Source organism: Dyadobacter ginsengisoli DSM 21015, from assembly GCF_059568735.1.
In genome coordinates this window covers 552,864-574,825 of sequence record NZ_JCANTY010000004.1, presented here as the reverse complement: position 1 = coordinate 574,825, position 21,962 = coordinate 552,864, and the positions used below count along the sequence as shown (strand labels likewise).

Annotated in this window: 18 protein-coding genes and 1 tRNA gene; 12 read left to right on the top strand and 7 right to left on the bottom strand. The window is 47.4% G+C overall.

Annotated elements, in window-relative coordinates; translation table 11 throughout:
- Positions 1-37 precede the first annotated feature (37 nt).
- Positions 38-187 (top strand): DUF5989 family protein, encoded by a 150-nt coding sequence (locus tag BP71_RS17465; protein ID WP_015812275.1) that lies wholly within the window; start codon positions 38-40, stop codon positions 185-187.
- Positions 188-289: 102 nt separating this feature from the next.
- The gene (locus tag BP71_RS17460; protein WP_496381455.1) at positions 290-658 is read left to right on the top strand and encodes an SxtJ family membrane protein; all 369 of its coding nucleotides are present in this window, start codon (positions 290-292) and stop codon (positions 656-658) included.
- A 35-nt stretch (positions 659-693) separates the two neighbouring features.
- On the opposite strand, the gene BP71_RS17455 is transcribed toward BP71_RS17460, so the two are convergent.
- The 3 genes from BP71_RS17455 to BP71_RS17445 form a co-directional block, all read right to left on the bottom strand.
- Entirely contained in the window at positions 694-1,578 is an 885-nt protein-coding gene (locus BP71_RS17455) for a Ppx/GppA phosphatase family protein (RefSeq protein WP_496381454.1), read from the bottom strand.
- 91 nt (positions 1,579-1,669) lie between these two features.
- The gene (locus BP71_RS17450; RefSeq protein WP_496381452.1) at positions 1,670-3,169 is read right to left on the bottom strand and encodes a hypothetical protein; all 1,500 of its coding nucleotides are present in this window, start codon (positions 3,167-3,169) and stop codon (positions 1,670-1,672) included.
- Positions 3,159-3,773, bottom strand: coding sequence for an RNA polymerase sigma factor (locus BP71_RS17445; protein WP_496381450.1), 615 nt, complete (start codon positions 3,771-3,773; stop codon positions 3,159-3,161). The genes BP71_RS17450 and BP71_RS17445 overlap by 11 nt, the downstream gene beginning before the upstream one ends.
- A gap of 220 nt (positions 3,774-3,993) precedes the next feature.
- On the opposite strand from BP71_RS17445, the gene BP71_RS17440 reads away from it, so the two are divergent.
- On the top strand, positions 3,994-4,602 hold the full coding sequence (locus tag BP71_RS17440) for a hypothetical protein (RefSeq protein ID WP_496381448.1): 609 nt from the start codon (positions 3,994-3,996) through the stop codon (positions 4,600-4,602).
- A 55-nt stretch (positions 4,603-4,657) separates the two neighbouring features.
- On the opposite strand, the gene BP71_RS17435 is transcribed toward BP71_RS17440, so the two are convergent.
- Entirely contained in the window at positions 4,658-5,134 is a 477-nt protein-coding gene (locus BP71_RS17435) for an Lrp/AsnC family transcriptional regulator (protein ID WP_295931123.1), read from the bottom strand.
- A 187-nt stretch (positions 5,135-5,321) separates the two neighbouring features.
- On the opposite strand from BP71_RS17435, the gene metH reads away from it, so the two are divergent.
- From metH to BP71_RS17415, 4 genes are all read left to right on the top strand, one after another.
- Positions 5,322-9,146: a methionine synthase gene (metH, locus tag BP71_RS17430; RefSeq protein ID WP_496381445.1), complete on the top strand. Its 3,825-nt coding sequence runs from the start codon at positions 5,322-5,324 to the stop codon at positions 9,144-9,146.
- 202 nt (positions 9,147-9,348) lie between these two features.
- Positions 9,349-9,894: a YybH family protein gene (locus BP71_RS17425; RefSeq protein ID WP_496381443.1), complete on the top strand. Its 546-nt coding sequence runs from the start codon at positions 9,349-9,351 to the stop codon at positions 9,892-9,894.
- Positions 9,895-9,989: 95 nt separating this feature from the next.
- On the top strand, positions 9,990-11,228 hold the full coding sequence (locus tag BP71_RS17420) for a NupC/NupG family nucleoside CNT transporter (RefSeq protein ID WP_496381441.1): 1,239 nt from the start codon (positions 9,990-9,992) through the stop codon (positions 11,226-11,228).
- Between the two features lie 147 nt (positions 11,229-11,375).
- Positions 11,376-12,299: a YihY/virulence factor BrkB family protein gene (locus tag BP71_RS17415; RefSeq protein ID WP_496381439.1), complete on the top strand. Its 924-nt coding sequence runs from the start codon at positions 11,376-11,378 to the stop codon at positions 12,297-12,299.
- Between the two features lie 54 nt (positions 12,300-12,353).
- Here the strand turns inward: BP71_RS17415 and sppA are convergent, their stop codons facing one another.
- Positions 12,354-14,120, bottom strand: coding sequence for a signal peptide peptidase SppA (sppA, locus tag BP71_RS17410; protein WP_496381437.1), 1,767 nt, complete (start codon positions 14,118-14,120; stop codon positions 12,354-12,356).
- Between the two features lie 200 nt (positions 14,121-14,320).
- On the opposite strand from sppA, the gene BP71_RS17405 reads away from it, so the two are divergent.
- Positions 14,321-14,830 (top strand): SixA phosphatase family protein, encoded by a 510-nt coding sequence (locus BP71_RS17405; RefSeq protein ID WP_496381435.1) that lies wholly within the window; start codon positions 14,321-14,323, stop codon positions 14,828-14,830.
- Positions 14,823-15,029, top strand: coding sequence for a hypothetical protein (locus BP71_RS17400; RefSeq protein WP_496381433.1), 207 nt, complete (start codon positions 14,823-14,825; stop codon positions 15,027-15,029). Before BP71_RS17405 ends, BP71_RS17400 begins: the two co-directional genes overlap by 8 nt.
- 28 nt (positions 15,030-15,057) lie before the next feature.
- Here BP71_RS17400 and xerD read toward each other — a convergent pair whose 3' ends face one another.
- Positions 15,058-15,954: a site-specific tyrosine recombinase XerD gene (xerD, locus tag BP71_RS17395; protein WP_496381431.1), complete on the bottom strand. Its 897-nt coding sequence runs from the start codon at positions 15,952-15,954 to the stop codon at positions 15,058-15,060.
- 35 nt (positions 15,955-15,989) lie between these two features.
- Between xerD and aroQ the strand changes: the two genes are divergently transcribed.
- Positions 15,990-16,403: a type II 3-dehydroquinate dehydratase gene (gene aroQ, locus BP71_RS17390; protein WP_496381428.1), complete on the top strand. Its 414-nt coding sequence runs from the start codon at positions 15,990-15,992 to the stop codon at positions 16,401-16,403.
- A gap of 168 nt (positions 16,404-16,571) precedes the next feature.
- Here the strand turns inward: aroQ and BP71_RS17385 are convergent, their stop codons facing one another.
- Positions 16,572-19,061 carry a M14 family zinc carboxypeptidase gene (locus BP71_RS17385; RefSeq protein WP_496381426.1) on the bottom strand — a complete coding sequence of 830 codons (2,490 nt, stop codon included), beginning with the start codon at positions 19,059-19,061 and terminating at the stop codon, positions 16,572-16,574.
- A gap of 256 nt (positions 19,062-19,317) precedes the next feature.
- Here BP71_RS17385 and BP71_RS17380 point away from each other — a divergent pair.
- Together BP71_RS17380 and BP71_RS17375 are read left to right on the top strand one after the other, a co-directional pair.
- Positions 19,318-19,389: transfer RNA gene (locus BP71_RS17380), tRNA-Glu, on the top strand.
- A 367-nt stretch (positions 19,390-19,756) separates the two neighbouring features.
- Positions 19,757-21,934: a T9SS type A sorting domain-containing protein gene (locus BP71_RS17375; RefSeq protein ID WP_496381424.1), complete on the top strand. Its 2,178-nt coding sequence runs from the start codon at positions 19,757-19,759 to the stop codon at positions 21,932-21,934.
- The last annotated feature ends 28 nt before the right edge of the window (positions 21,935-21,962 follow it).

Here is a 21,962-nt window from a genome sequence, read left to right as displayed (position 1 = left end):
TAAGTTTTACATTTGATTTTTTAAACACTAGATCAAAATGGATTTTTTGACAGATTTATTTGCATTTATGAAGGAGCGTAAAAAATGGTGGCTCGCTCCTGTGATCATCGTTCTGCTCCTTATCGGTGTGCTGATCGTGATTGGCGGAGGTTCGGCTGTGGCGCCTTTCATATATACCTTGTTCTGATCATTCCAGGTCAACGCAGATCGATCCTATATATATTTGAAACCTGTTCCGGTAGCATTGCCAGCAAGGTAATGCTACCGGAATCATTATTATGTTATTCAAATGAGTGAATCAGAAAAAGTCAAAGCGCAGTTGGTGATCGTTACCGGGCTTGTTGTCCTCTATTTTATTTTCAAATCGCAATATCCCTATTTTCTGATCGGGGCTGCGGTTGTGGGCGTGGGAAGTCTGGCTATTCCGGTCTTTGGCGATCTGATCGTCAAAGGTTGGTACAAGATCGCCGAAATCCTGGGAGCGATCAACGGCCGGATTTTATTGTCGCTTGTATTCTTTGTCGTACTTTTTCCAGTCGCAGTAATTGCGAAGTTGACAAAAAAGAATCCGTTGAATCTGAAGAAAGAGGACACCGATTCCGTTTTCACGGAACGAAATCACAAATATGCTGCGAAAGACCTGGAACAGGTCTGGTAATATTATAAACGTAGAAGAAGTCAAAAAGGCCTGGTTCAGGCCTTTTTTTTGCGGCATGCCCGGTCGTAGAGCAATTGCAGCATGCCGTCTTTGAGTCCAACATCCGGGACATGTATTACTTCTGCACCAGCCCAGCGCATGGCCGACGTATAAATATCGCCTGCAGGTACGATCACGTCTGCGCGGTCGGGATTAAGCTGTAACTTATTGATCCGGTCTGCGAGAGAGAATTGGTCGATGTAATCCCGCATTTTCTGGATTTCTTCCAGGCTGGTAGAACTTTCTGTGAGTTTGGACGACAGGTCAAAGAGCTTATTGATATTTCCCCCCGTTCCTACTGCCTGGATGGGCTGGGTGTAATCGACATTCAGGTTAATCCACTCCTTGATTTTCAGCCAGGCATTCTTGGATTCCTTTCCTTCCAGGAGCCGAACAGAGCCTAGTTTGAACGATTTGGCTACGATTTTCTGCCTGTCCTGGTAAAGGTTAAGTTCCGTACTGCCACCGCCCACATCGATGTGGATGTATTGGCCTTCACCGAGCGATTGAACTACTACATTGTTTACCAGCTCAGCCTCTTTTTGCCCGTCGATGATCTGTATATGAATGCCGGTTCGCCGTTCGATATGGTCACGCACTTCCTGCCCGTTGGCCGCCTCGCGCATAGCGGAGGTAGAGCATGCCATAAAATCGTCTACTTCATGGAGCTCCATCAACAACTGATAAGCCAGCATGAGTTTCATCATTCTGTCCTCACTTTGCGGGGTAATGCGACCCTGTGTAAATACATCATGGCCTAAGCGAAGTGGGAAACGGACATATTCGACTTTTTTGAAGCGGGAAATGCCTTCGTCATGCAACACCGAGGATATTTGCATACGGGCACCATTGGATCCGATATCTATGGCTGCGAATTTCAAAAGCGCGTTGAATAGGGGGTAAATAAAGGCCAAAAATAGACTTTCGCGGACAAGTTTCAATATCTTGTCCGCGAAAGTTCATGAGCAGGACCTACATTTGGCGGCCAATCTGATACATAAGCTTCACCTTCAGGCCAGGGCCGGCGCTGCGGCTAAGCGGGGTGAGGGGTTTAAAGTAATTCACCCAGTAACCTTCTGCCTGTACCACGATCGGGTACCATGTCTTTTCAATCCCCAGTGAGAAGTTCATCGAGGTGATCGGGGAGACGTCTCCCTTCTTCGAAAATTTCTGGTTGAAGAACTCATTCTTGGGGCCTCTGCAATCGTAAGAAACTGTTTCTTTGGACGAAATCTTGATGTTGGTTCCCATGCTGGCATAGTAAACCCAGTCGTTTTTAAGTGTATTGCGGAACGCCAGCGTGAGCGGCATCTGAACGACGGTCTGATCGATCTTAATATTGTACAGCTCAAATATGAGCGGAACTTCTCCGGGATGTGTTGTTTTGAAATCCCGACGATTTTTTTCTCTGAATATCTTTTCGCTGAAAAACTCCGCAGGTTTCGCTTTTAACCAGGTGATGCCAGCGGCAATCGAGAACTTTTTATTGACGATCACTTCTCCCATCACGGTTTTACCCTGACCATTTCCTTCGATTTGGTATCCGGCACCAAAGCGATAAGGAACTTTCAGGGGCAGTTTCGGAACGACGTTCTCTGCCTGAGCGACCTGCTCTGTCTTTTTGCCGGAAACGGATGTTCTGGATTGTTGAATGCCAGTAGCAAGCAGCGCTTTTTGTACTTGCCTGCCAGAAAGCCTGTTAGCCAGTTCGTAGTTCATTTGCCTGCCTAATGAATGCTCGGTATTCATCTCTACCGGATTGTCGATTGCGGCTATGAGGAAATTACCGTCAAAAGTTTTTACACCAACGCCGGGGACGTTACTACCTGCGGCCGGATTTTGCGGCGTATTGTTTTGTACCGCTGCCCCGCCGGAAGTCAAGCCAGCCTGATTACTATGAGGAGATTGCGAAGCTAACTCTTTACTTTCCGGGGTTAAGGATCCCTGAGAGTCGCTGGCAATTTTTTTTCCGGCTGCAATGGCGGCAGACTCATTTGCCTCCGTTGCAACATTTTGTCGCGGTTGGTCAACGCCTGGATGGAGGCCGGATTGGCCTATAGGAGTGATCCCTTCCGTCTGCTGTGAAGCATTATCATCACCAAACTGTGATTCCGCCAGCGGGCGTGCGCTAAATTGCTCACTGTCCGGTGTCTTTTGCAAAACGTAGACCGTATCAGTTTTGATGGCTGGCGCAGGCTGATTCCTGATTACTTCGATCTGGCTCTGCAGGTTTTTCACATCCTTCACCAGATGATCGTTTTGTGAGAGCTGGTTGACATACATGTAAGCCATCACCGAAGTCACAGACGCGGCGGCGGCGTACCCGATCCAGGAACCGTATTGTTGCAGGAAGGAGGGCGGTGTGTGCGTCTGCATATAATTTTGCATACGGGCCCAGTCCTGCTCTTGAAAGTCGGGTTCAATACTCTCTAGTTTTCGGCGTATAGTATTCTCAAATTTATTAGTTTTCATTGCCTCTGAATGACTTAACAGCCCAATCACTTGGGAAGAGATGTGGGTAATATTGTTTGATCAAATGCTGCAACCGTGCACGGGCACGGACATAATGCGAACGAACTGTCGCCTCATTGATTTGCAGCAGGTCTGCTATTTCACGATGATTGTAGCCATCTACCACGTATAATAAAAATACATTCTTATAAACCGGCTTGATCTGTTGGACCAGTCCCAGTATTTCCTCAGCAGTAATCTGACTTATTACATCTTCATCAAATTTGGGATAAGGGGCGTCTTCCAGGGCGATCACATCTTCGCTGTGCTTTTTGTGCTTGCGGTAATAGCTGATTGCCGTATTGACCATGATCGTCCTCAGCCACGCCTTAAACGGGTGATTGGCGTCATATTTCCCCAGGTTGTTAAACACTTTTAAAAACCCTTCATTTAAAACTTCCTCCGCCTCTTCCGTCGATGATGTATAGCGCAGGCAGATGCTTTTGGAATACCCGAAAAATTGCTTGTATAAATGCCTCTGCGCCTGGCTATCTCCGGCAATGCATGCCGTCACGACCGACCCAAAGTCGTTTTCGTTAAAAGATATTTTTCTTCTAAAAAGCAAAGTCAGGGTATCAAGTTGTCAGGGATAGAATTTCTCACATTGAATTACGCCCCCGTACACTTTTATGTTGCAAAAATTTACGAAAAGTTTTTGGGGATCAGAAATGCCGGTAATGCAGAAAAAAAGATAAAAAATTGTCGGGACATGCAACACGCGCATTCCGGGGGGCGTAAAGGCAGGAATACAGTTTGATACTTTCACAAAAACCCGTGGGTATATCATGAAAAAGATTTCACTTCTACTGATTGTGTTGACAGGTGTCTGGTTTGCCGCCTGCCAAAAGAATAACGAAACGTTGGATCCTCAGGAATCGAGTGATTTTGAAAGTGTGGTGGAATCGGCAGCTAGGTATGGCGTGTTGACGGACTCGGTGACGATCGGTAAATGTAAAGGGAAGCTCGCAGAGGTTGCAACGGCGGATTTGCCGGCAACAGTTACGGATTATATTAATACAACCTATCCGGGTGCGGAAATTAAGTATGCGGCCAAAGACCAGTCTGACAAAATCGTGGTGGCACTGACACTGGCGGACGGATCGGCGAAGGGGCTTTTATTCAATGCTGACGGGACCTTTAAGGAGGAATTGAAGCAGCATCAGCATAAGGCAAAACTGACCAAAGTAGAGGTCAGCGCACTGCCTGCCTCGATTACTTCCTATGTGACAAGTAATTATGCTGATGGAGAGATCAAAATTGCAGCCACCAACGAGGCGGGGGAATACTTTGTGGGCATTATCATAAATGATTCGGTTAAGCTATTACTGTTCAATGCGGATGGAACCTTCAAGAAAGAGCTTGAAAAGCCGATGAAGCGTCCGCGGAGACACTGAAAATATTTTGTTAGGGGTGAGTTGGAATACGGTGCTGGATTTTCCGGCACCGTATTTATTTTTTGGCAGGAAGCATTTCAAGTACAGAGGAATTTTTGATTTCCCCCATTACGAAAAGGCTGTGTGTGCTTCCTATGTTTTCCAACGACCCTAATTTCTGCATCAGGAATTGCTGATATTGAGACATGTCATCGACCACCACTTTAAGCAGGAAATCATAATCCCCTGAAATATTGAAGCATTCCATTACCTCCGACATGGCTGAAACAGCCTTGACAAATTTTTCGCCCATTACTTTCGAGTGCTCTTTGAGCGCTATATTGCAAAAGGCCATCAACTTTTTGCCTACTTTCTCGCGGTCGACCAATGCGACATATTTCTTGATAATTCCTTCCTTCTCGAGCCTTCGCACGCGTTCGTAAACGGGTGTGTAGGAAAGGTTCAACTTTTCGGATAACTCACGTGTTTTCAGTGTAGCATCCTGTTGCAGCAAATGCAGGATTTTGGCGTCGATCTCGTCCAGATTATGCATAGATAGAATATCTTTATTCACTCTGTGGTGGGGTCGAATATAGATAAATAATTCATGAAGAATTAAGTGGCTAGACTTTTAATCTGAATTTTTTGATTTTATTGAACAAAACATCTATTGCGTTAAATTTGTAAACTGCATAGCATACACTTTTCCGGCGAAATTCTAAACAGATATTGAAACACTTATGATAGCAACCCAAAAAGCAGATATCCGCGAAATTCTCAAACACCGTATTCTGGTGCTGGATGGCGCTATGGGTACGATGATCCAGCGATACAAATTGGAGGATCATGATTACCGGGGAGAACGGTTTAAGGACTGGGCTCACGATGTCAAAGGGAATAACGACTTGCTTTCGTTAACCCGCCCGGATATTATCAAGGAAATTCATGCCGCTTATTTTGAAGCAGGCGCAGATATAGCTGAAACGAACACGTTTTCGGGAACTACCATTGCCATGGCCGATTACGGAATGGAGGAATTGGTGTATGAGCTTAATTTTGAGTCGGCACGACTTGCAAGAGAGGTAGCCGATGCATTTACGGAGCGCGAACCGGAAAAACCTAGATTTGTAGCAGGTTCAATCGGGCCTACCAACCGTACCGCGTCCCTGTCTCCGGATGTAAACAATCCAGGCTACCGTGCAATCAGTTTCGACCAGTTGGTAGAAGCTTACTACGAACAAATAAAAGGGCTCACCGATGGAGGTTGTGATCTGCTGCTGGTAGAAACGATTTTTGATACTTTGAATGCGAAAGCGGCGTTATTTGCGATCGATCAGTTCTTTACCGATGCCAAAAATGGCAAAGTGAAACATTTGTCTTCCTGGGAAATAGAGCCGGGGCAGGCATTGCCCGTCATGATTTCGGGTACTATCACCGATGCTTCCGGACGAACGCTTTCGGGGCAAACTACTGAGGCTTTCCTGACTTCTGTGTCACATTTGCCATTGCTGTCGGTCGGGCTGAACTGTGCTTTGGGTGCGGACTTAATGCGTCCCTATGTTCAGATCCTGGCCAAAGAAGCTCCTTTTTTCACGTCGGCCCACCCGAATGCGGGTTTGCCTAATGAAATGGGGGAGTACGATGAAACGCCCGAGCAAATGGGAGAAGTCATCGACGGGTTTTTGAAGGATAATCTTGTCAACATCATCGGTGGCTGCTGTGGCACCACACCGGACCATATCCGTGTCATTGCGGAAACTGCCAGAAAATACGAGCCGAGGCAATTGCCTTCGGCGGAGACGGTAATGAAGCTATCGGGTCTTGAACCTGTAAAAATCAATGCGCTGACCAATTTTGTCAATATCGGGGAGCGCTGTAACGTGACCGGTTCCAAGAAGTTTGCGAGGTTGATACGCGAAGAAAAATATGATGAAGCACTCAGTATTGCCCGCGAGCAGGTAGAAAGCGGGGCGCAGGTGATCGATGTCAACCTGGATGAAGGGATGATCGATGGGGTGGCAGCGATGAAGACTTTTGTAAACCTGATCGCCTCCGAACCTGATATTTCCAAAGTGCCGCTGATGATCGATTCATCCAAATGGGAGGTTATCGAGTCGGGCTTGAAATGTGTGCAAGGTAAATCCATCGTCAACTCCATCTCACTCAAGGAAGGCGAGGAGAAGTTTAAGGAATCGGCCAGGACGGTATTGCGCTATGGCGCTGCCACGGTGGTGATGGCGTTTGACGAACAGGGCCAGGCCGATAACTTGGAGCGCCGGATCGAGATTTGTGGACGTGCCTACCGTATCCTGGTGGACGAAGTGGGCTTCCCACCGGAGGACATTATTTTTGACCCCAATATCCTGACCGTCGCGACGGGAATGGAGGAGCACAACAATTACGCCGTAGATTTCATTAACAGCGTTCGCTGGATTAAAGAGAATTTACCGCATGCGAAGGTTTCGGGTGGGGTATCCAACGTCTCATTCAGTTTCAGGGGTAATGAACCTGTCCGGGAGGCTATTCACACGGCATTCCTCTATCACGCGATCAAAGCGGGAATGGATATGGGTATTGTGAATGCAGGTCAGATCGGTATCTATGATGAGATCCCGAAAGACGTACTGGAATTGGTGGAGGATGTTCTGCTGAACCGTCGCCCCGATGCTACTGAACGTTTGGTGAGTTACGCCGAAACTGTGAAGGACAAGAGCAAATCGCAAAGCGGGCCCGATCTTTCATGGCGGCAACTGCCCATCAAAGAGCGTATTTCGCACTCACTGGTAAAGGGTATTTCTGACTACATCGATGAAGATATTGAGGAATGCCGACACCTGTTCAGCCGTCCGCTGGAAGTGATTGAGGGACCATTGATGGATGGAATGAGCATTGTAGGGGACTTGTTCGGTGAAGGCAAAATGTTCCTGCCGCAAGTCGTGAAGTCGGCGCGGGTCATGAAGAAAGCAGTGGCCTATCTGCAACCCTTCATTGAAGCTGAAAAGCAGGGTGGAGGCAGTTCGGCAGGCAAAATACTCATGGCGACTGTCAAAGGGGACGTGCACGATATTGGTAAAAATATCGTGGGGGTAGTATTGGGTTGCAACAACTACGAGATCATCGACCTGGGTGTAATGGTGCCTACGGATAAAATCCTTGCGGCGGCGGAAGAGCATAATGTGGATATCATCGGGTTATCGGGACTGATCACGCCTTCTCTGGATGAAATGGTGGGTGTTGCAAAAGAAATGGAACGGCGTAAGTTTAAAATTCCGTTGCTAATTGGCGGCGCGACTACATCCAGGATACATACCGCTGTCAAAATCGACCCTAACTATTCGGGCGCGGTTATTCACGTGCTCGACGCGTCACGCTCGGTGCCTGTGGCTGGTAAACTCATTCAGAGCGTACAAAGCCAGGCAGATATGTTGGCAGATATCAAAGCGGAATATGCGAAGCTGCGCGACGATCATTCCAAAAGAGGTGGAGAAAAGGCGCACCTGAAGATCACCGATGCCAGAGCAAATAAGCCAAAGATCGATTGGACTAATTTTCAGGCCGTGAAGCCCCAATTCCTTGGAACCAGAGTATATGACGACTATGATCTCGCAGACATCGCCAGGTTTATAGACTGGACGCCGTTTTTTCAGACCTGGCAATTGCACGGGAAATATCCCAAGATATTTGAAGACAAGGTGGTGGGGCCGGAAGCAACGAGATTATTTGAAGATGCGGCAGTACTTTTAGGACAGATCATTCGTGATAAATCTTTAAAAGCCAGCGCAGTAGTTGGTTTCTGGCCAGCGAATTCAATTCAGGATGATATCGTCCTGCATCACTTTGAAGAGGAAACGCGTGAAGTTCCCTGTGAGCGCCACGGATCTCATCAGCATATCGAATATAAGATCAGTCAGCAGGGAGCCGAAAATTTGAATGCAGGTGAATTGGTAGCGGATACGGCGGCCGTGCTGCACCACCTGCGTCAGCAAAGCCAGAAGGCAGCTAATTTGCCTAATTACTGCCTGTCCGACTTTGTGGCTCCTTTAGAGTCCGGTCATGTGGATTACGTGGGCGGCTTCGCGGTGACTGCGGGTGTAGGGATCGAAGCATTACTTGAAAAATATGAAAAGGAGCATGATGATTATAATAGTATCATGGTGAAAGCCTTGGCAGACCGTCTGGTTGAAGCCCTGGCGGAGTTGATGCACGAGAAAGTCCGTAAGGAAATCTGGGGTTATGCACGATCGGAAAGCTTTACGAACGATCAATTGATTAAGGAAGAGTATACAGGTATCCGGCCAGCACCCGGTTATCCGGCCTGCCCTGATCATACCGAAAAGAGAATGTTATTCGATTTGCTCGGTGCGGAGAAACTGGGGATCACCCTTACGGAAAGCTATGCGATGTATCCCGCCAGCAGTGTAAGCGGCTGGTATTTTTCACACCCGGATAGCCGGTACTTCCCTGTTGGCAAAATATTTAAAGACCAGGTTGAGGACTATGCGAGACGGAAGGACATGACCGTGGAGGACACTGAAAAATGGTTATCGCCGGTGTTGGGTTACTAATTTTCACTTGTTAGAAAAGTACAAAAGGAGAATGAAATCATTTCATTCTCCTTTTTTTGTGCCCAAAACATACTTTTTTTTACAAAATGGCGTAATTAGGTGGAATACCGCGTTTTAAACAGGTATTTATACGCTATTTTCTCAATCGTATACATCTGATATTTGCAATCGATTTAAGTGAGAACTTAATAGTTTATTAGCCATGAAAAGAAATATCTCTGTTTTTATTTTGCTTATTCTCCTGGCGTCGTCGTTCAAATACAGGACGAAAACAAGAGAAACAGCCCAGCCTGTCATTACTGCCGGTTATGACAGCCAGCATTCCACTAATGACAAATCGGTTTCCTCGTTGGATGCGGCCATCGCCGACCTGCAGAAGGCCAACCGTGAAATGGCAAAAGGCAATACTGCGCTATTTAAATCACTGTGGTCGCATCAGGACGACGTCACCGCGTTCGGAGAGAAAGACAACAGCGATTCAAAAGGGTGGAAAGCAGTAGAGGCAAGTCTGAATGCCAGTACGGTGGTTGCGAAAGACGTGGTTTACACGTTTGAAAATCTGGCAAAGCAGGAAAGTTCGGACCAGGGCTATCTGATACAAAAAGAACACTATCGTTTTTCAGATGGTCGCAAGGCCGATTTGCATGTTACGGTCCTGTTCCGCAAAGAAAACAATGTTTGGAAAATTACCCACCGGCATGCAGAACCGATCGCTGCGCAGGAAAAATCAGACAAAACTTCTAAATAATTGCCTCTCTTCCTGATATTCTGAGCTAGTTGCGACTTGCAACTAATTTGTTGTTATTTTGCACCTTTGGTTAAAAAAATGACAACAAACTGCGCATGGAGAGATTTACAGGATTGCTGGGTATTATTTTGATCCTGGGCATTGCGTTCGCAATGTCGAACAACAGAAAAGCTATCAATTACCGCACGGTTGTCGTTGGTTTGAGCCTCCAGTTCGGGCTCGCAGTCTTCATTCTCCGCACAGATATCGGCCAGGCTATTTTTCAATGGCTCGGCGAGAAAGTTCAAAAGCTTCTTTCATTTTCAGACAAAGGTGCCGATTTCGTATTCGGTACACTCGTGAGACCCGATCTGATGCAGCGTGCATTTGGTCCCGGCAACGATTTCGTCTTCTTTTTCAAAGTAATACCGACGATCATATTTGTAGCTGTTTTGGTTAATATGCTCTATCACCTGGGCATCATGCAGCGGGTCGTGTCTGTCATTGCCCGGGGCGTATATTGGCTGATGGGCGTCAGCGGTGCAGAGGCACTTTCCAACGTCGCCAGTACTTTTGTAGGGCAGGTGGAAGCTCAAATCATGATCAAGCCTTACCTGAAAAATATGACCAATTCGGAACTGATGGCTTCAATGACCGGAAGTTTTGCCTGCATTGCCGGCGGCGTCATGGCGGTTTATATCTCATTGGGAGTTCCGGCTCCTTACCTGATTGCGGCAAGTCTCATGGCAGCGCCGGGTGCATTGGTTATTTCTAAAATCGTGTTTCCGGAAACCGATAAGTCAGACACGAAAGGAATGGTGAAACTGGAAATCCAGAAGACTCACGCCAATTTGTTGGATGCGATCGCGGCCGGGGCAGGAGAAGGTCTGAAGGTGGGTTTCAATGTGATTGCAATGCTGATCGGCTTTATTGCACTCGTCGCACTGCTGGATTACCTGTTGGGATACATAGGGGGGCTTTTCTCGTTTCCTCAGCTGAGCTTCAATTTTGTTCTGGGGAAGGTATTCTCCGTTTTTGCCTGGGCAATGGGTGTGCCGGGGAAGGACATCGAAGCGGCGGGTTCCCTGATGGGTACCAAAATGGTTATTAATGAATTCGTTGCCTATCTTGATATGGTGAAATTAAGGGATACACTCGATCATAAAACTGTGGTGATCACCAGTTTTGCCCTATGCGGGTTTGCCAACTTTAGTTCCATTGCGATACAGGTAGGAGGGATAGGTGAGCTCGCTCCGTCGAGACGTGCGGATCTTGCACGGTTGGGTTTTAAGGCATTGATATCCGGAACGTTAGCTTCCTATATGTCTGCAACGCTTGCGGGGTTGCTGTTATAACCGGCTGTTCCACAGAATATCAGTTGTTAATTACTAAAAAGAGCACAATGGTGGCTCTTTTTATTGTTTGAGGCCAATACTGATTTTTTGGCATAAATATTTGCAACGATTCTTCCAACAACACACAAATCTGCGTCAACATATCCGATGAAACGTATCAAACTCTTTTTTTCTCTGTTAAAAGACAGCTTCAACGAGTTCCTCAACGACAATGGGATGAAATTGAGCGCGGCGCTTTCCTATTATACCATATTCTCACTAGCCCCTATGCTGCTCGTGATTATTTCCGTGTTCAGCGTCTTTTTTGGAAAGGACGCTATTCAAGGGGAATTGTTTGGACAGATCAGCGGATTGGTGGGAAGTACAGCAGCTTCACAATTGCAGGAAATTCTTAAAAATGCTGAGTTATCAAATAAATCCGGGATAGCTGCCGCCATTGGGATTGGTACTTTGTTAATCGGGGCAACCGGTGTATTCGCCGAGATGCAGGATTCGATCAATTTTATATGGGCGATCAAGGCGAAACCTAAGAAGGGCTGGCTGCAATATCTGAAAAACAGATTGATATCATTTTCTTTGATCCTGACACTGGGTTTTCTGCTGGTGGTATCGCTCGGAGCCAGCGCATTGGTCGATTTGCTGAGCAGTCGGCTGGAGGCTTTGTTTTCAGAGGCTTCCGTGGTCGTATTTTACATTGTGAACCTGGCGCTTGTCCTGACCATTATCACGGCGCTGTTCACTGTGATTTTCAAAGTCCTTCCTGATGGGGATTTAAGATGGAAGGAGTGCATTGTCGGGGCCGCATTTACAGCCGTGTTGTTCCTGGTTGGGAAATTTATTATCAGCTTCTATTTAGGTCAGTCGGATCTGGGCGCTGCATACGGGACTTCCGCTTCGATCGTGATCTTGCTGACGTGGATTTATTATTCTTCTATCATCCTCTATTTCGGAGCGGAGTTTACGAAAGTATATGCCCGTCTGGATGGTATTGCCATTGCGCCAAACAAGCATGCGGTTCTGATCGTGAGGCAGGAGCTGGACAAGAAAACTGGGGTTGAAATAACCGAATAAAAAAGGCCTGCATTTGGAGTGCAGACCTTTAAATATCTTGAGTAATTTTTGTAGTTAGCGGATCACCAATTCGAAGGGCATTCTGGTTTGCATGCCCCCCATATTCATGAGCTTTTTGTACATCTTCACGTAGGGAGCCAGCTCACCAAGCGTTTTATTAGTCATTTTTTCCTCGCTGTCACCGAGCAGTTTACCGATCATTTCATCGATTGGTTTCTTTTTCTCGGGATAGTACCGGACGCGGTAATCGCCTTCTTTCAGCTTGGCAGCCTTTGCGGCTATTTTGATTGCATCGTCGACGCCACCCAGAACATCCACAAGCCCATTCTGTTTGGCTTCCACCCCTGACCACACACGGCCCTGTGCAAGGCTTTTCAGTTTCTCAACAGACATTTTACGGCCTTCCGCAGCTTTTTTGGTGAATGTTTCGTAGCCTTCATTGACGCTTTTCTGAATCATGCCTTTCTCGAATTCGGTCATTTCGCGGGTAGCAGTCGGCCAATCGGCGTGGGGGCTGGTGCCAACACCGTCGAAGGTGATTCCCAGCTTGTTGTTCATGAAGTCGGTCACATTGAAGATCAGGCCAAAAATACCTATTGACCCGGTAATGGTATTAGGCTGTGCTACGATGGTGTCACATCCCATTGCCATATAATAGCCTCCGGATGCCGCTACATCGGACATGGAAGCGATTACCGGTTTCTTTTTAGCTGTAATCTGAATTTCGCGCCACATCACATCAGAAGCGAGAGCGCTGCCACCCGGTGAGTTGATCCGGATCACAACCGCTTTGATCTTGTCGTTTTCACGGATTTCTTTCAGTTCTTTTACAAATTTATCTGAGCCGATATTCTGGTCGCCGCCGTCTCCGCTCGTAATTTCTCCTTCTGCCACCAGTACACCTACGCGGTTATTAAAATCACCTTTCTCGATGGAGCTTTCTCCCTGCAGATACCGGTTGACACCAATGTAGGAGATGGCTTTCTTCTCTTCCACTTTGAGCTCTTTTTTTAACGCCGTTTCCAATTCGTCCTGGTAGCCCAGGTGGGTTACGAATTTGTATTTCAAAGCGGATTTGGGGTTCTCAATGGCCAGCGAGTCTGCCAGCTTTTTAAGTTCGTCAACGGGTATTTTGCGGGAAGTGGAAATGTTTTTGAGGAAGTTGTCATTAATGGCTCCGATGAGTTCGATAGACTGCTTTTTGCTAGCCTCGCTCATGTCCTGGCGGGAAAACATCTCGATCGCACTTTTGAATTCTCCGACGCGAAACACAAGTGGCTTAACTTCCAGTTTATCGAATGTGCCTTTAAAGAAGCTGTATTCGGCGGATAGCCCGTTCCATTCGATCCCGCCGGCGGGGTTCAGGTAAATTTTATCGGCAACAGAAGCAATGTAGTAGCCTTTTTCGGAGTAGCTTTCGCCATAAGTGACGATGAATTTTTTGGATTTCTTGAATTCGAGAAGCTGGTTTCGGATTTCTTCCAGTGTGGCCCATCCGGCTCCAGGTCCTTCTGTTTTGAGGTAAATTCCCTTGATCTTATCATCTACCTGTGCATTTTTCAATGCATCCAGAATGTCTTTCAAGCCTACGACGTTTTCACCGCCGCTGAATGGGCCGCCGATATCCGCAAACGGATTTTCGACCCCTACTTCCTGGATCGGCTGATTGAGGTCGAGCCTCAGGATCGATTTGTCATCCAGCGTAACTTTCTCTTCCGAGGAGAACATGGAGCCAATGCCTGCCAGAATAAAAATGGATAGGAATAAGAAGAGGATGATGCCGACGAACGTCGCCAGGACATATTTGAGGAACTGTAACATATAATGTATTTGCTAATGGATTCTTTCTCATAAGTTGATCAAGGAACAAAATTACGTATTAATTGTCGCGCTTTGTGGAAGAATTAATGTCAAAAGGTAGTTTCAGGACATTAAGTGGCTGAATATCCATTCCAATTTTTCAACCTCACCCGACGGTTTTACAGGATCAGATTATTTACTTTTGAGGAAAAAACCAGCACATGAAAAAGACCCTCATTTTAGTCCGGCATGCAACCGCCGAGGACCAGAGTTTCAGAATCAAGGATTTTGACAGGAATCTCAACAGCAAAGGTTTATCGGAGGCGCTGGCGATGGGGAAATGGCTGGTTCGGGAGAACATAAAACCGGATGTTTTTGTGTCTAGCCCGGCGTCCCGGGCATTTAAAACTGCGGAGATTATAGCCGGACAATATAAGATGTCGATAGATTCCATTCAGACACAAGCTGGTATCTATGACGGAGGGCCGAAGGCCTATCTTCAGGCCGTCACGACCGTGCCGGAGCGTTGTGAGACAGTGATGCTCTTCGGGCACAACCCGGACATCACCTATTTTGCGGAGTATCTTTCGGGAGCCAGTATCGGTTCGATGAAGAAAGGTAGTGCCGTCTTTATTGAATTTAAGGATCAGAAATGGGAGGAGATATCCGCAAAAACAGGAGATCTTGTGCTTTATAAAACCCCCAAGCAGGTAAGAGAAGAAGATGAGTGATCAGCCCAACCGGAACAGAAAGATATTTATCGTCGTATTGATCGCATTTGTAGCGTTGTTTGCCTACATCTCCTACGACATGTCCAGCCGCACCACAGCCCCCTGGAACAAACCGAAACAATTGAAACGCGCATTACCGGGCGCAACTCCCGATGCGGACTCACTCAAGCTCGATTCGCTCTTAAAGGAAGTGGAATAGTATCGGTAGCGCATTGTGTCCCGGCCGCTCAGCTTCGAGGATGGAACTCGGTAATTACTTGCCTCAAATAGTCACGGTCGAGGTGGGTGTAAATTTCAGTTGTAGTAATGGACTCATGTCCCAGCATTTCCTGTACGGCCCTCAAGCTGGCACCACCTTCGATCAGGTGCGTAGCGAATGAATGCCGGAAAGTATGCGGGCTGACATTTTTGTGAATGCCAGCCGTTTCGGCGATGTCCTTGATCACGAGGAAGATCATAACGCGCGAAAGCTGGCCGCCCCGCCGGTTGAGAAATACAATGTCCTCGCTGCCTTTTTGCGGGGCAATTTCACCTCTGACATGATCGAGGTAGATCTGGGTGTATTTGATGGCTTCTTTCCCGATCGGTACCAGCCGCATTTTATCCCCTTTCCCAATAATGCGGAGAAAGCCGATGTCAAAATGGCAATTGGTGAGTTGTAAACCCGTCAGTTCCGAAACACGCAGGCCTGAGCTGTACAATACCTCGATAATGGCGCGGTTTCGCGTTCCTTCCGGCGTAGAATGGTCAATGGAACTAAGCATCGATTCGATTTCTTCGTAGGAAAGTACATCGGGTAGCTTACGGGGGAGGCGCGGGGATTCGAGCAGCTCCGTAGGATCCTCGGTAATCTCGTTTTCCAGCAAAAGGTATCTGAAAAAGGCCTTGATACCCGAAAGCATCCGTGCCTGTGAATGCGCAGCCAGGCCCAGTTCTGATAGATACTTCAAAAATGCGCTCAAATGCTCCTCCGTGACACGCGAGGGAGAAACGTCCGACTGGCTTAGTTCAAGAAACTCTTCCAGCTTTTCAACATCCCGTACATAAGCCTCTACGGAATTGCCGGAAAGCGAGCGTTCGAGACGAAGGTAATTTTTGAAATGTTTGATGTAGCTTTGCCACATATCCAAGGAAAAATTTATTAAAGCGACACAAATCAATGAAAAAGATATTGATCCTGAATGGCCCGAATCTAAATCTTTTAGGCAAGCGTGAACCCGGCGTATACGGTAACCAGTCGTTTGAGAATTATTTCGAAACGCTGAAAAACACATTTCCGGAAATAGAACTGCACTACTTTCAGTCTAATCACGAGGGGGCGATGATCGACAAAATCCATGAAGTAGGCTTCTCGTTCGACGGGATTGTAATCAATGCAGGCGGATACACGCACACATCCATCGCGTTGGCCGACGCATTGTCCGCCGTGACTACGCCTGCTGTTGAAGTCCACATTTCAAACATCCATGCCCGCGAAACTTTCCGGCATCACAGTTATCTTACTGCCCGATGCAAAGGCATGATATGCGGGCTGGGACTGAGGGGCTACGAGCTGGCCGTGCGGTATTTTTAATGAGTGAATGAATTTTGAATGACCGAATGATTGAATAGTTGATAAAATAGAGGGACATTTTCAAATATTAACTTATTCAGTTGCTATTCATTCACAGATCTCCGCTATCCACGCGGCCCATTCACGCATTCAAAATTCGACATTCAATCATCCAGTTATTCAAAATTATTATCTAAAAACCGCATTGCTGAACAGCACCTTGCCGCTGTATAGCATCGCCCGGAAAACCGGGTCGTCCATGAGGTAAATGACTTGCCCGCGTCCTAGATCCTGCACGCCCATGATCAGGGTGTTTTTGAGCTTACCCGACATTTTTTTGCCTACAAATCCTGCTTTGTAATTGTCTTCGGTGAGGTAGCCCACATTCCAGCCCTCTTTCAGGTAGTCACGTTCGTAGGCGTCACGCACGATCGTGAAATATTCGTTACTGCAACCGAATGCAAGCGGGTGGGTGGGGTCCATCGTGATCTGGAACATGCTCCCGGGCGATGAATCACTGGCGTCTTGACGCTGTTGCTCACCATATTTTCTGAATACGTCGCTTTCTTTCTTTTTCTCCGCGTATTTTTTGGTCAATGCAAACCCCGGTTTGTTCAGAAATGCGTCTGTCGCCTTTTCCATGGCAATTAGCTTCCCGCCATTCCTGACCCAGTTTTGAATCGCTTCCAGGTGTTTTTCGGCAATAATATCGCCATATTTTCCATCCGGTAAAATCAGGACATCGATTTCGTTCCAAGGCAGGTTCGCTAACCTGGCAACATTGACAATCGTGAGGGGATAGTTGATCTGTTGTTCAAAGTAATGCCAGACTGCTCCGAACGCCGTCGGTGAAATACCATCGCCTGCTATCGTCACTACCTTGGGAGCCTTAATCGCGACGACATTGTCGTTTCCGAAATCGGGACCAGAGCTTACAAAGCCCGTGTTAACAGGAGTGAGCCGCACTTCATGCCGATTGGCCAGGGATGTTATCAGTTGGTCGAATTTCAGGTGCTCATTTCCCTTTTTTGTAATGATCAGTGTTCCGGCGGCGTAGGTTACTTTGTCCATTTCGAATGGCGTGTTCGAGGTTTTGACCAATACGCCGTTTTTCAACAAGTCTGATAAAAAGGAAGCGTGCCCAATCTCCGACCACGTTGCCAGGTAGGCATAGGGCGACGAAGCCGGAATGGGGTTGGTGATTGGGGCGACCCGATAAGAGGCGGGTTCCAGTTTTTCCTTCAATCCATAGGCTTTCAATCCAAAAATATAACCAAGTCCCCAACTGGTCACGTCGTACGTTACGGAATCTTCCAATGCCGGTTTAGGGTCGAAGAGAATCCGTAACAGATTGGATTTGGGCTGATATGCGCTGATGAGCAGGTCGTCCTGATCTATTTTTAAGGATTGCTCTGTACTGGTAGTCAGCTCGGTTCCTTTGCTAGAAAATGATTTCCCGGCAATACCATAACTAAAACCCTGCTTGTCCATCCAGCTGGCAAAAGGCCGGATCCGCTCTTCATTGCCCTTTGTTTTGATTACATAAGTTTTGAAGGCTCCCGCAGGTGCGGTCGCAGCGTCCTGGTGAAACCTGATAAATTCGGTAACAACCTTTTCCCTTTGGGACATGACAGCCTCCAAAGTAGCCAGGCTAGTGGCATAATGATGCGCAATGCGACTTTGAAGCGTCAGCGTATCATGCTCATCCGGACGTTCGAATGCGATGCCCGCGCGTCCGCCCCCGCCTTGCTCATATGTGACGCCGATGGCCCCATTTGCCGTTGGCCAGGTGTCACCATAACTGGGATAGAACAGGTCATAGTCGTTACGCGTGAAATATGCCCAGTTGTTTTTGTCGAAGTATTTGCGGCAATACTCGCCGATGAGCTCATTGAACTGGCGCTGCCAGCTCGTTACATCCTTGTTATAAGGCTTAGCCGCCGGCGGGAAATAATAACTGCGCGCCGGCCCCATTTCGTGGAAGTCGGCATGGAAATGCGGCATCCATTGGTTATACAATGCAATGCGCTCCCTGGTTTCCTTTTGCGTTTGCCAGGCCCAGTCACGGTTTAGGTCGAAGAGGTAATGATTGAAGCGCCCACCGGGCCAGGGTTCGTCGTGTTCGAGCGCAAACGCGGTGACGTTCGGTGTAGCATTCCGGACTCGATTGTACCATTGCGTATAGCGCTCATAGCCATCAGGATTAACGCAGGGATCGATCATGATCACCATGTTTTTCAGAAAGTCTTGAGTCAGCGCATTCTCTTTATTCAGAAGCTCGTAAATCACTTTCATGCTGGTGTTTGCCGATACCGATTCATTTCCGTGCACATTATAGCTCAGCCAGACGATCGGAGGAACGCTCGAGTCCGCCTTTCCGGGCAGCAATCCGATACTTTTCAAATGATTCGTACGGATCACTTCCAGGCGAGCCATATTTTCCGGCGACGCAACAAAAGCGAGTATGAGCGGACGTCCTTCGTTGGTACTGCCATATTGGACCAGTTTCATCCGGTCTGTGTTCTGTGTCTGGATAGATTTGAAATAGTCGACGATCAAATGGTGGTAAGCAAACCGGGTTCCTAACGGATACCCCAGGAACTGGTCGGGGGACTGGTTTTGGGCAAATGCGGATGAAAAGGATAGCAGCAAAACGAAGTATCGGAGCAGCTTGGTCATGGGAAGTGAAAAGGAGTAGATCGGTTCAACCCAAATTTAGAAAGTTACCCGAATTTACCGTCACGGGAAAAGCGATAAAAAAAACTTTCAATTTGAAAGTTCTGAAAATGAGTTAACTAAAAATTAATTGATTTTTATTTTCTATCCGGGGTTGCTTTTTAAATTCCAACCCTGCATCTTTGCACCACGTTTTCGGAATAGGGAAACGAAAAGTGAAAGAAAGTGGTAGTAAAACGCACGAAGTAGGAGACCAGTCGGCCCATTCGTCTAGCGGTTAGGACACGACCCTTTCACGGTTGAAACAGGGGTTCGATTCCCCTATGGGTCACAAAACCGTGCGAAACTGCACTTTCAATCATTACAAAAACCGCTCATTTTTGGGCGGTTTTTTTTATTTTGCGCCCATCGAAAATTAGCGATGCGGGGGCGGTATCTTGCTTTCGCTCCCGTTTTTCATTCATGTTTCTTCAATTTCAATTCTTAGTCCATTTTATATAATACGCCTTCCTTCTTCACTGGATGGGTTATTTGACACATATTAGCCTGATAAGCTAATTGGCTAAGCAATATTATTCTACTTACAATAAAAATCTTTCTATTGGTTTGTAGTATATTTGAAACGAAGGATTGTACTGATTCCAAATGTGTTAGGATCGGTTACATCGTTCATATCGCCCACAAATTTTTTACGATCTATGAATTTTTTACTGAAACTTGTTTTTGCGGGAGGAGTAGTTAGCTCAGTGGCGGCTGCTCCGTACGAAGACGCAGGGAGCACGGGAATGCGTGCCGATCGCGTAAATGTGGAAAGCAGTATGGAACGTGATCTGAATGGTTCCTACGAAATCAGGAACCCTTACGCCGAGTCTGCGGAAAAACCTTTCACTATTGCAGCCAAAACTGCGGCACCAATGGCCACCCGCGTTTCCTGCGGCGGCAGGATATGGGCGCAAGGCCAACTTCTGGGGCACACTCAGGATGACCAACCGGTATATGTAAGATTACAGGACGACCGGATCTATCTGAACTGGAACGGTAAGATCGCGGACAATATCTGGATTCTAAACCACTTGAAGGAAGGGACATTTCAGGACAACCCGACCGATGGAGCCACTATTTCAGGATGCGTTAACCCGGTTGACCCGAGCACTGCACCCAGCAACCTGCTGGGGAGGACGCCCAGCGGTGAAATTACCTGCGCAGGCATTGTGATGACGAATGGAGATTTATTGGGTACCTATGTTGGGAGCGACGGAGAAACCTACCAGTATACCAAATATGTAGACGGTATGTTGAGGGTCATGATCAAGCAGGGACCTAATGATGATCGTACGACAAATTACAACATGAGTTTGCTCAATTTTACCATCCAGGGTGCGAATGGAAGCTACATGAGTACAAAATGGAAAAATGTGCTGACAACCCAGATGGTCGACGGATGTTATTGGCCGATTGTCCCAAAAACTGCTACGCCACTACCAGATGCCAACTGCGCGTCGGGGCCTACCGCAACCAATGTTACCAACATTACACAAACAGCGCTTACGTTCACCTTCACGGGTTCGGGCGTGTCAAGCGTCAAATGGAGGATAAAATCTAACGGTTCGGAAGTCCGGTCCGGAACGACGGGAGATCTTGGCGGCAGTACCAATGTGAATGTGACTTATGCGTCACTTGCCCCAGGCGGTTACACTCTAGAAATCGAAGGTAACAACTGTACTTCGGCAGTGAGCAGCCGCTCATTTACCATTAACGAACCGGTAGTAGTGGTACCGGATTGCCAGAACGGTCCGTCGGTAACCACTATCCGCAATATTACGCCGAGCAGCGCGACCATTGATTTTGGAGGCACTAACCTACATGTTTTTTCATGGCGTATCCTGCAAAACAGCTCGGCGGTAGCCAGTGGAAAAACCGGCACTCTTAGCGGTAACACTACCGACCTGACATTCAACTACCTGCAAAACGGGACGTATACATTCGAGTTGAAAGCGGAGGATTGCAAGGCGGCTTCTGTGGCGACGAAGGGCTTCAGTGTATCGGCTACCGACACGCGCACTACCTGTACCAAAGGACCGACTCTTTTGTCCATTGTTTCTTCCGGTGAAACGAACCTTTCATTCCTTTTTGATGGTGCGAATGTCTTTGGCATTGACTGGAAAATCAAGCAGAACGGTACCGTGCTGCGCCAAAACAGGGTAGCGCCAACCAGCAACACGCCGGTGATCAACTATTCGACGCTCGCTACCGGTGTTTATACGCTGGAAATTCAGGGAGGGACCTGCAAATCGACGGTGAGTGCAACTAATTTCGGTGTTAATGTGCCGTTGCCGATTTATGTCTCCAATTTCGAAGGTAAAGCCGTAGAAAAAGGCGTGGAACTGACCTGGCAGGTCGTTGCTGAACAGGACGGAAAGGAATTCGAGATCCTGCGCCGCGATAGCCAGATGGGGAATGAAGAAGTGCTGGGCAAAGTGTCACTCACGGATCAGCGCGTAGGCACCTATCATTTCCTGGATGAGAAGCCGCTGGCGGGTATCAACTACTATCAATTGAAGCAGATCGACATTGACGGGACTTACACGAAGAGCAAAATCGTGGCGGTTAATCCAAATGTGCTGGTGGGAACAGTAATAGCACCGAACCCGGCGCAGGACTATGTGGATGTTCAGTTCTCGTCAAGAACGGCTGGTGCTTCGGAGGTAACGATATACAACCTTTCTGGTGTAGCGGTGAGCGAATCCCCAATCCGCATCAATGAAGGAAAGAATAGCCACCGTATCAATGTGAAAAAACTCGGGGCAGGACATTATTTCATGAAGATTAATCACAATGGCGAGGCCACCAGGCTGCGTTTTCTTAAAGCGAACTGATCAGCCTGTATTGTTTATCTGAAAGCGG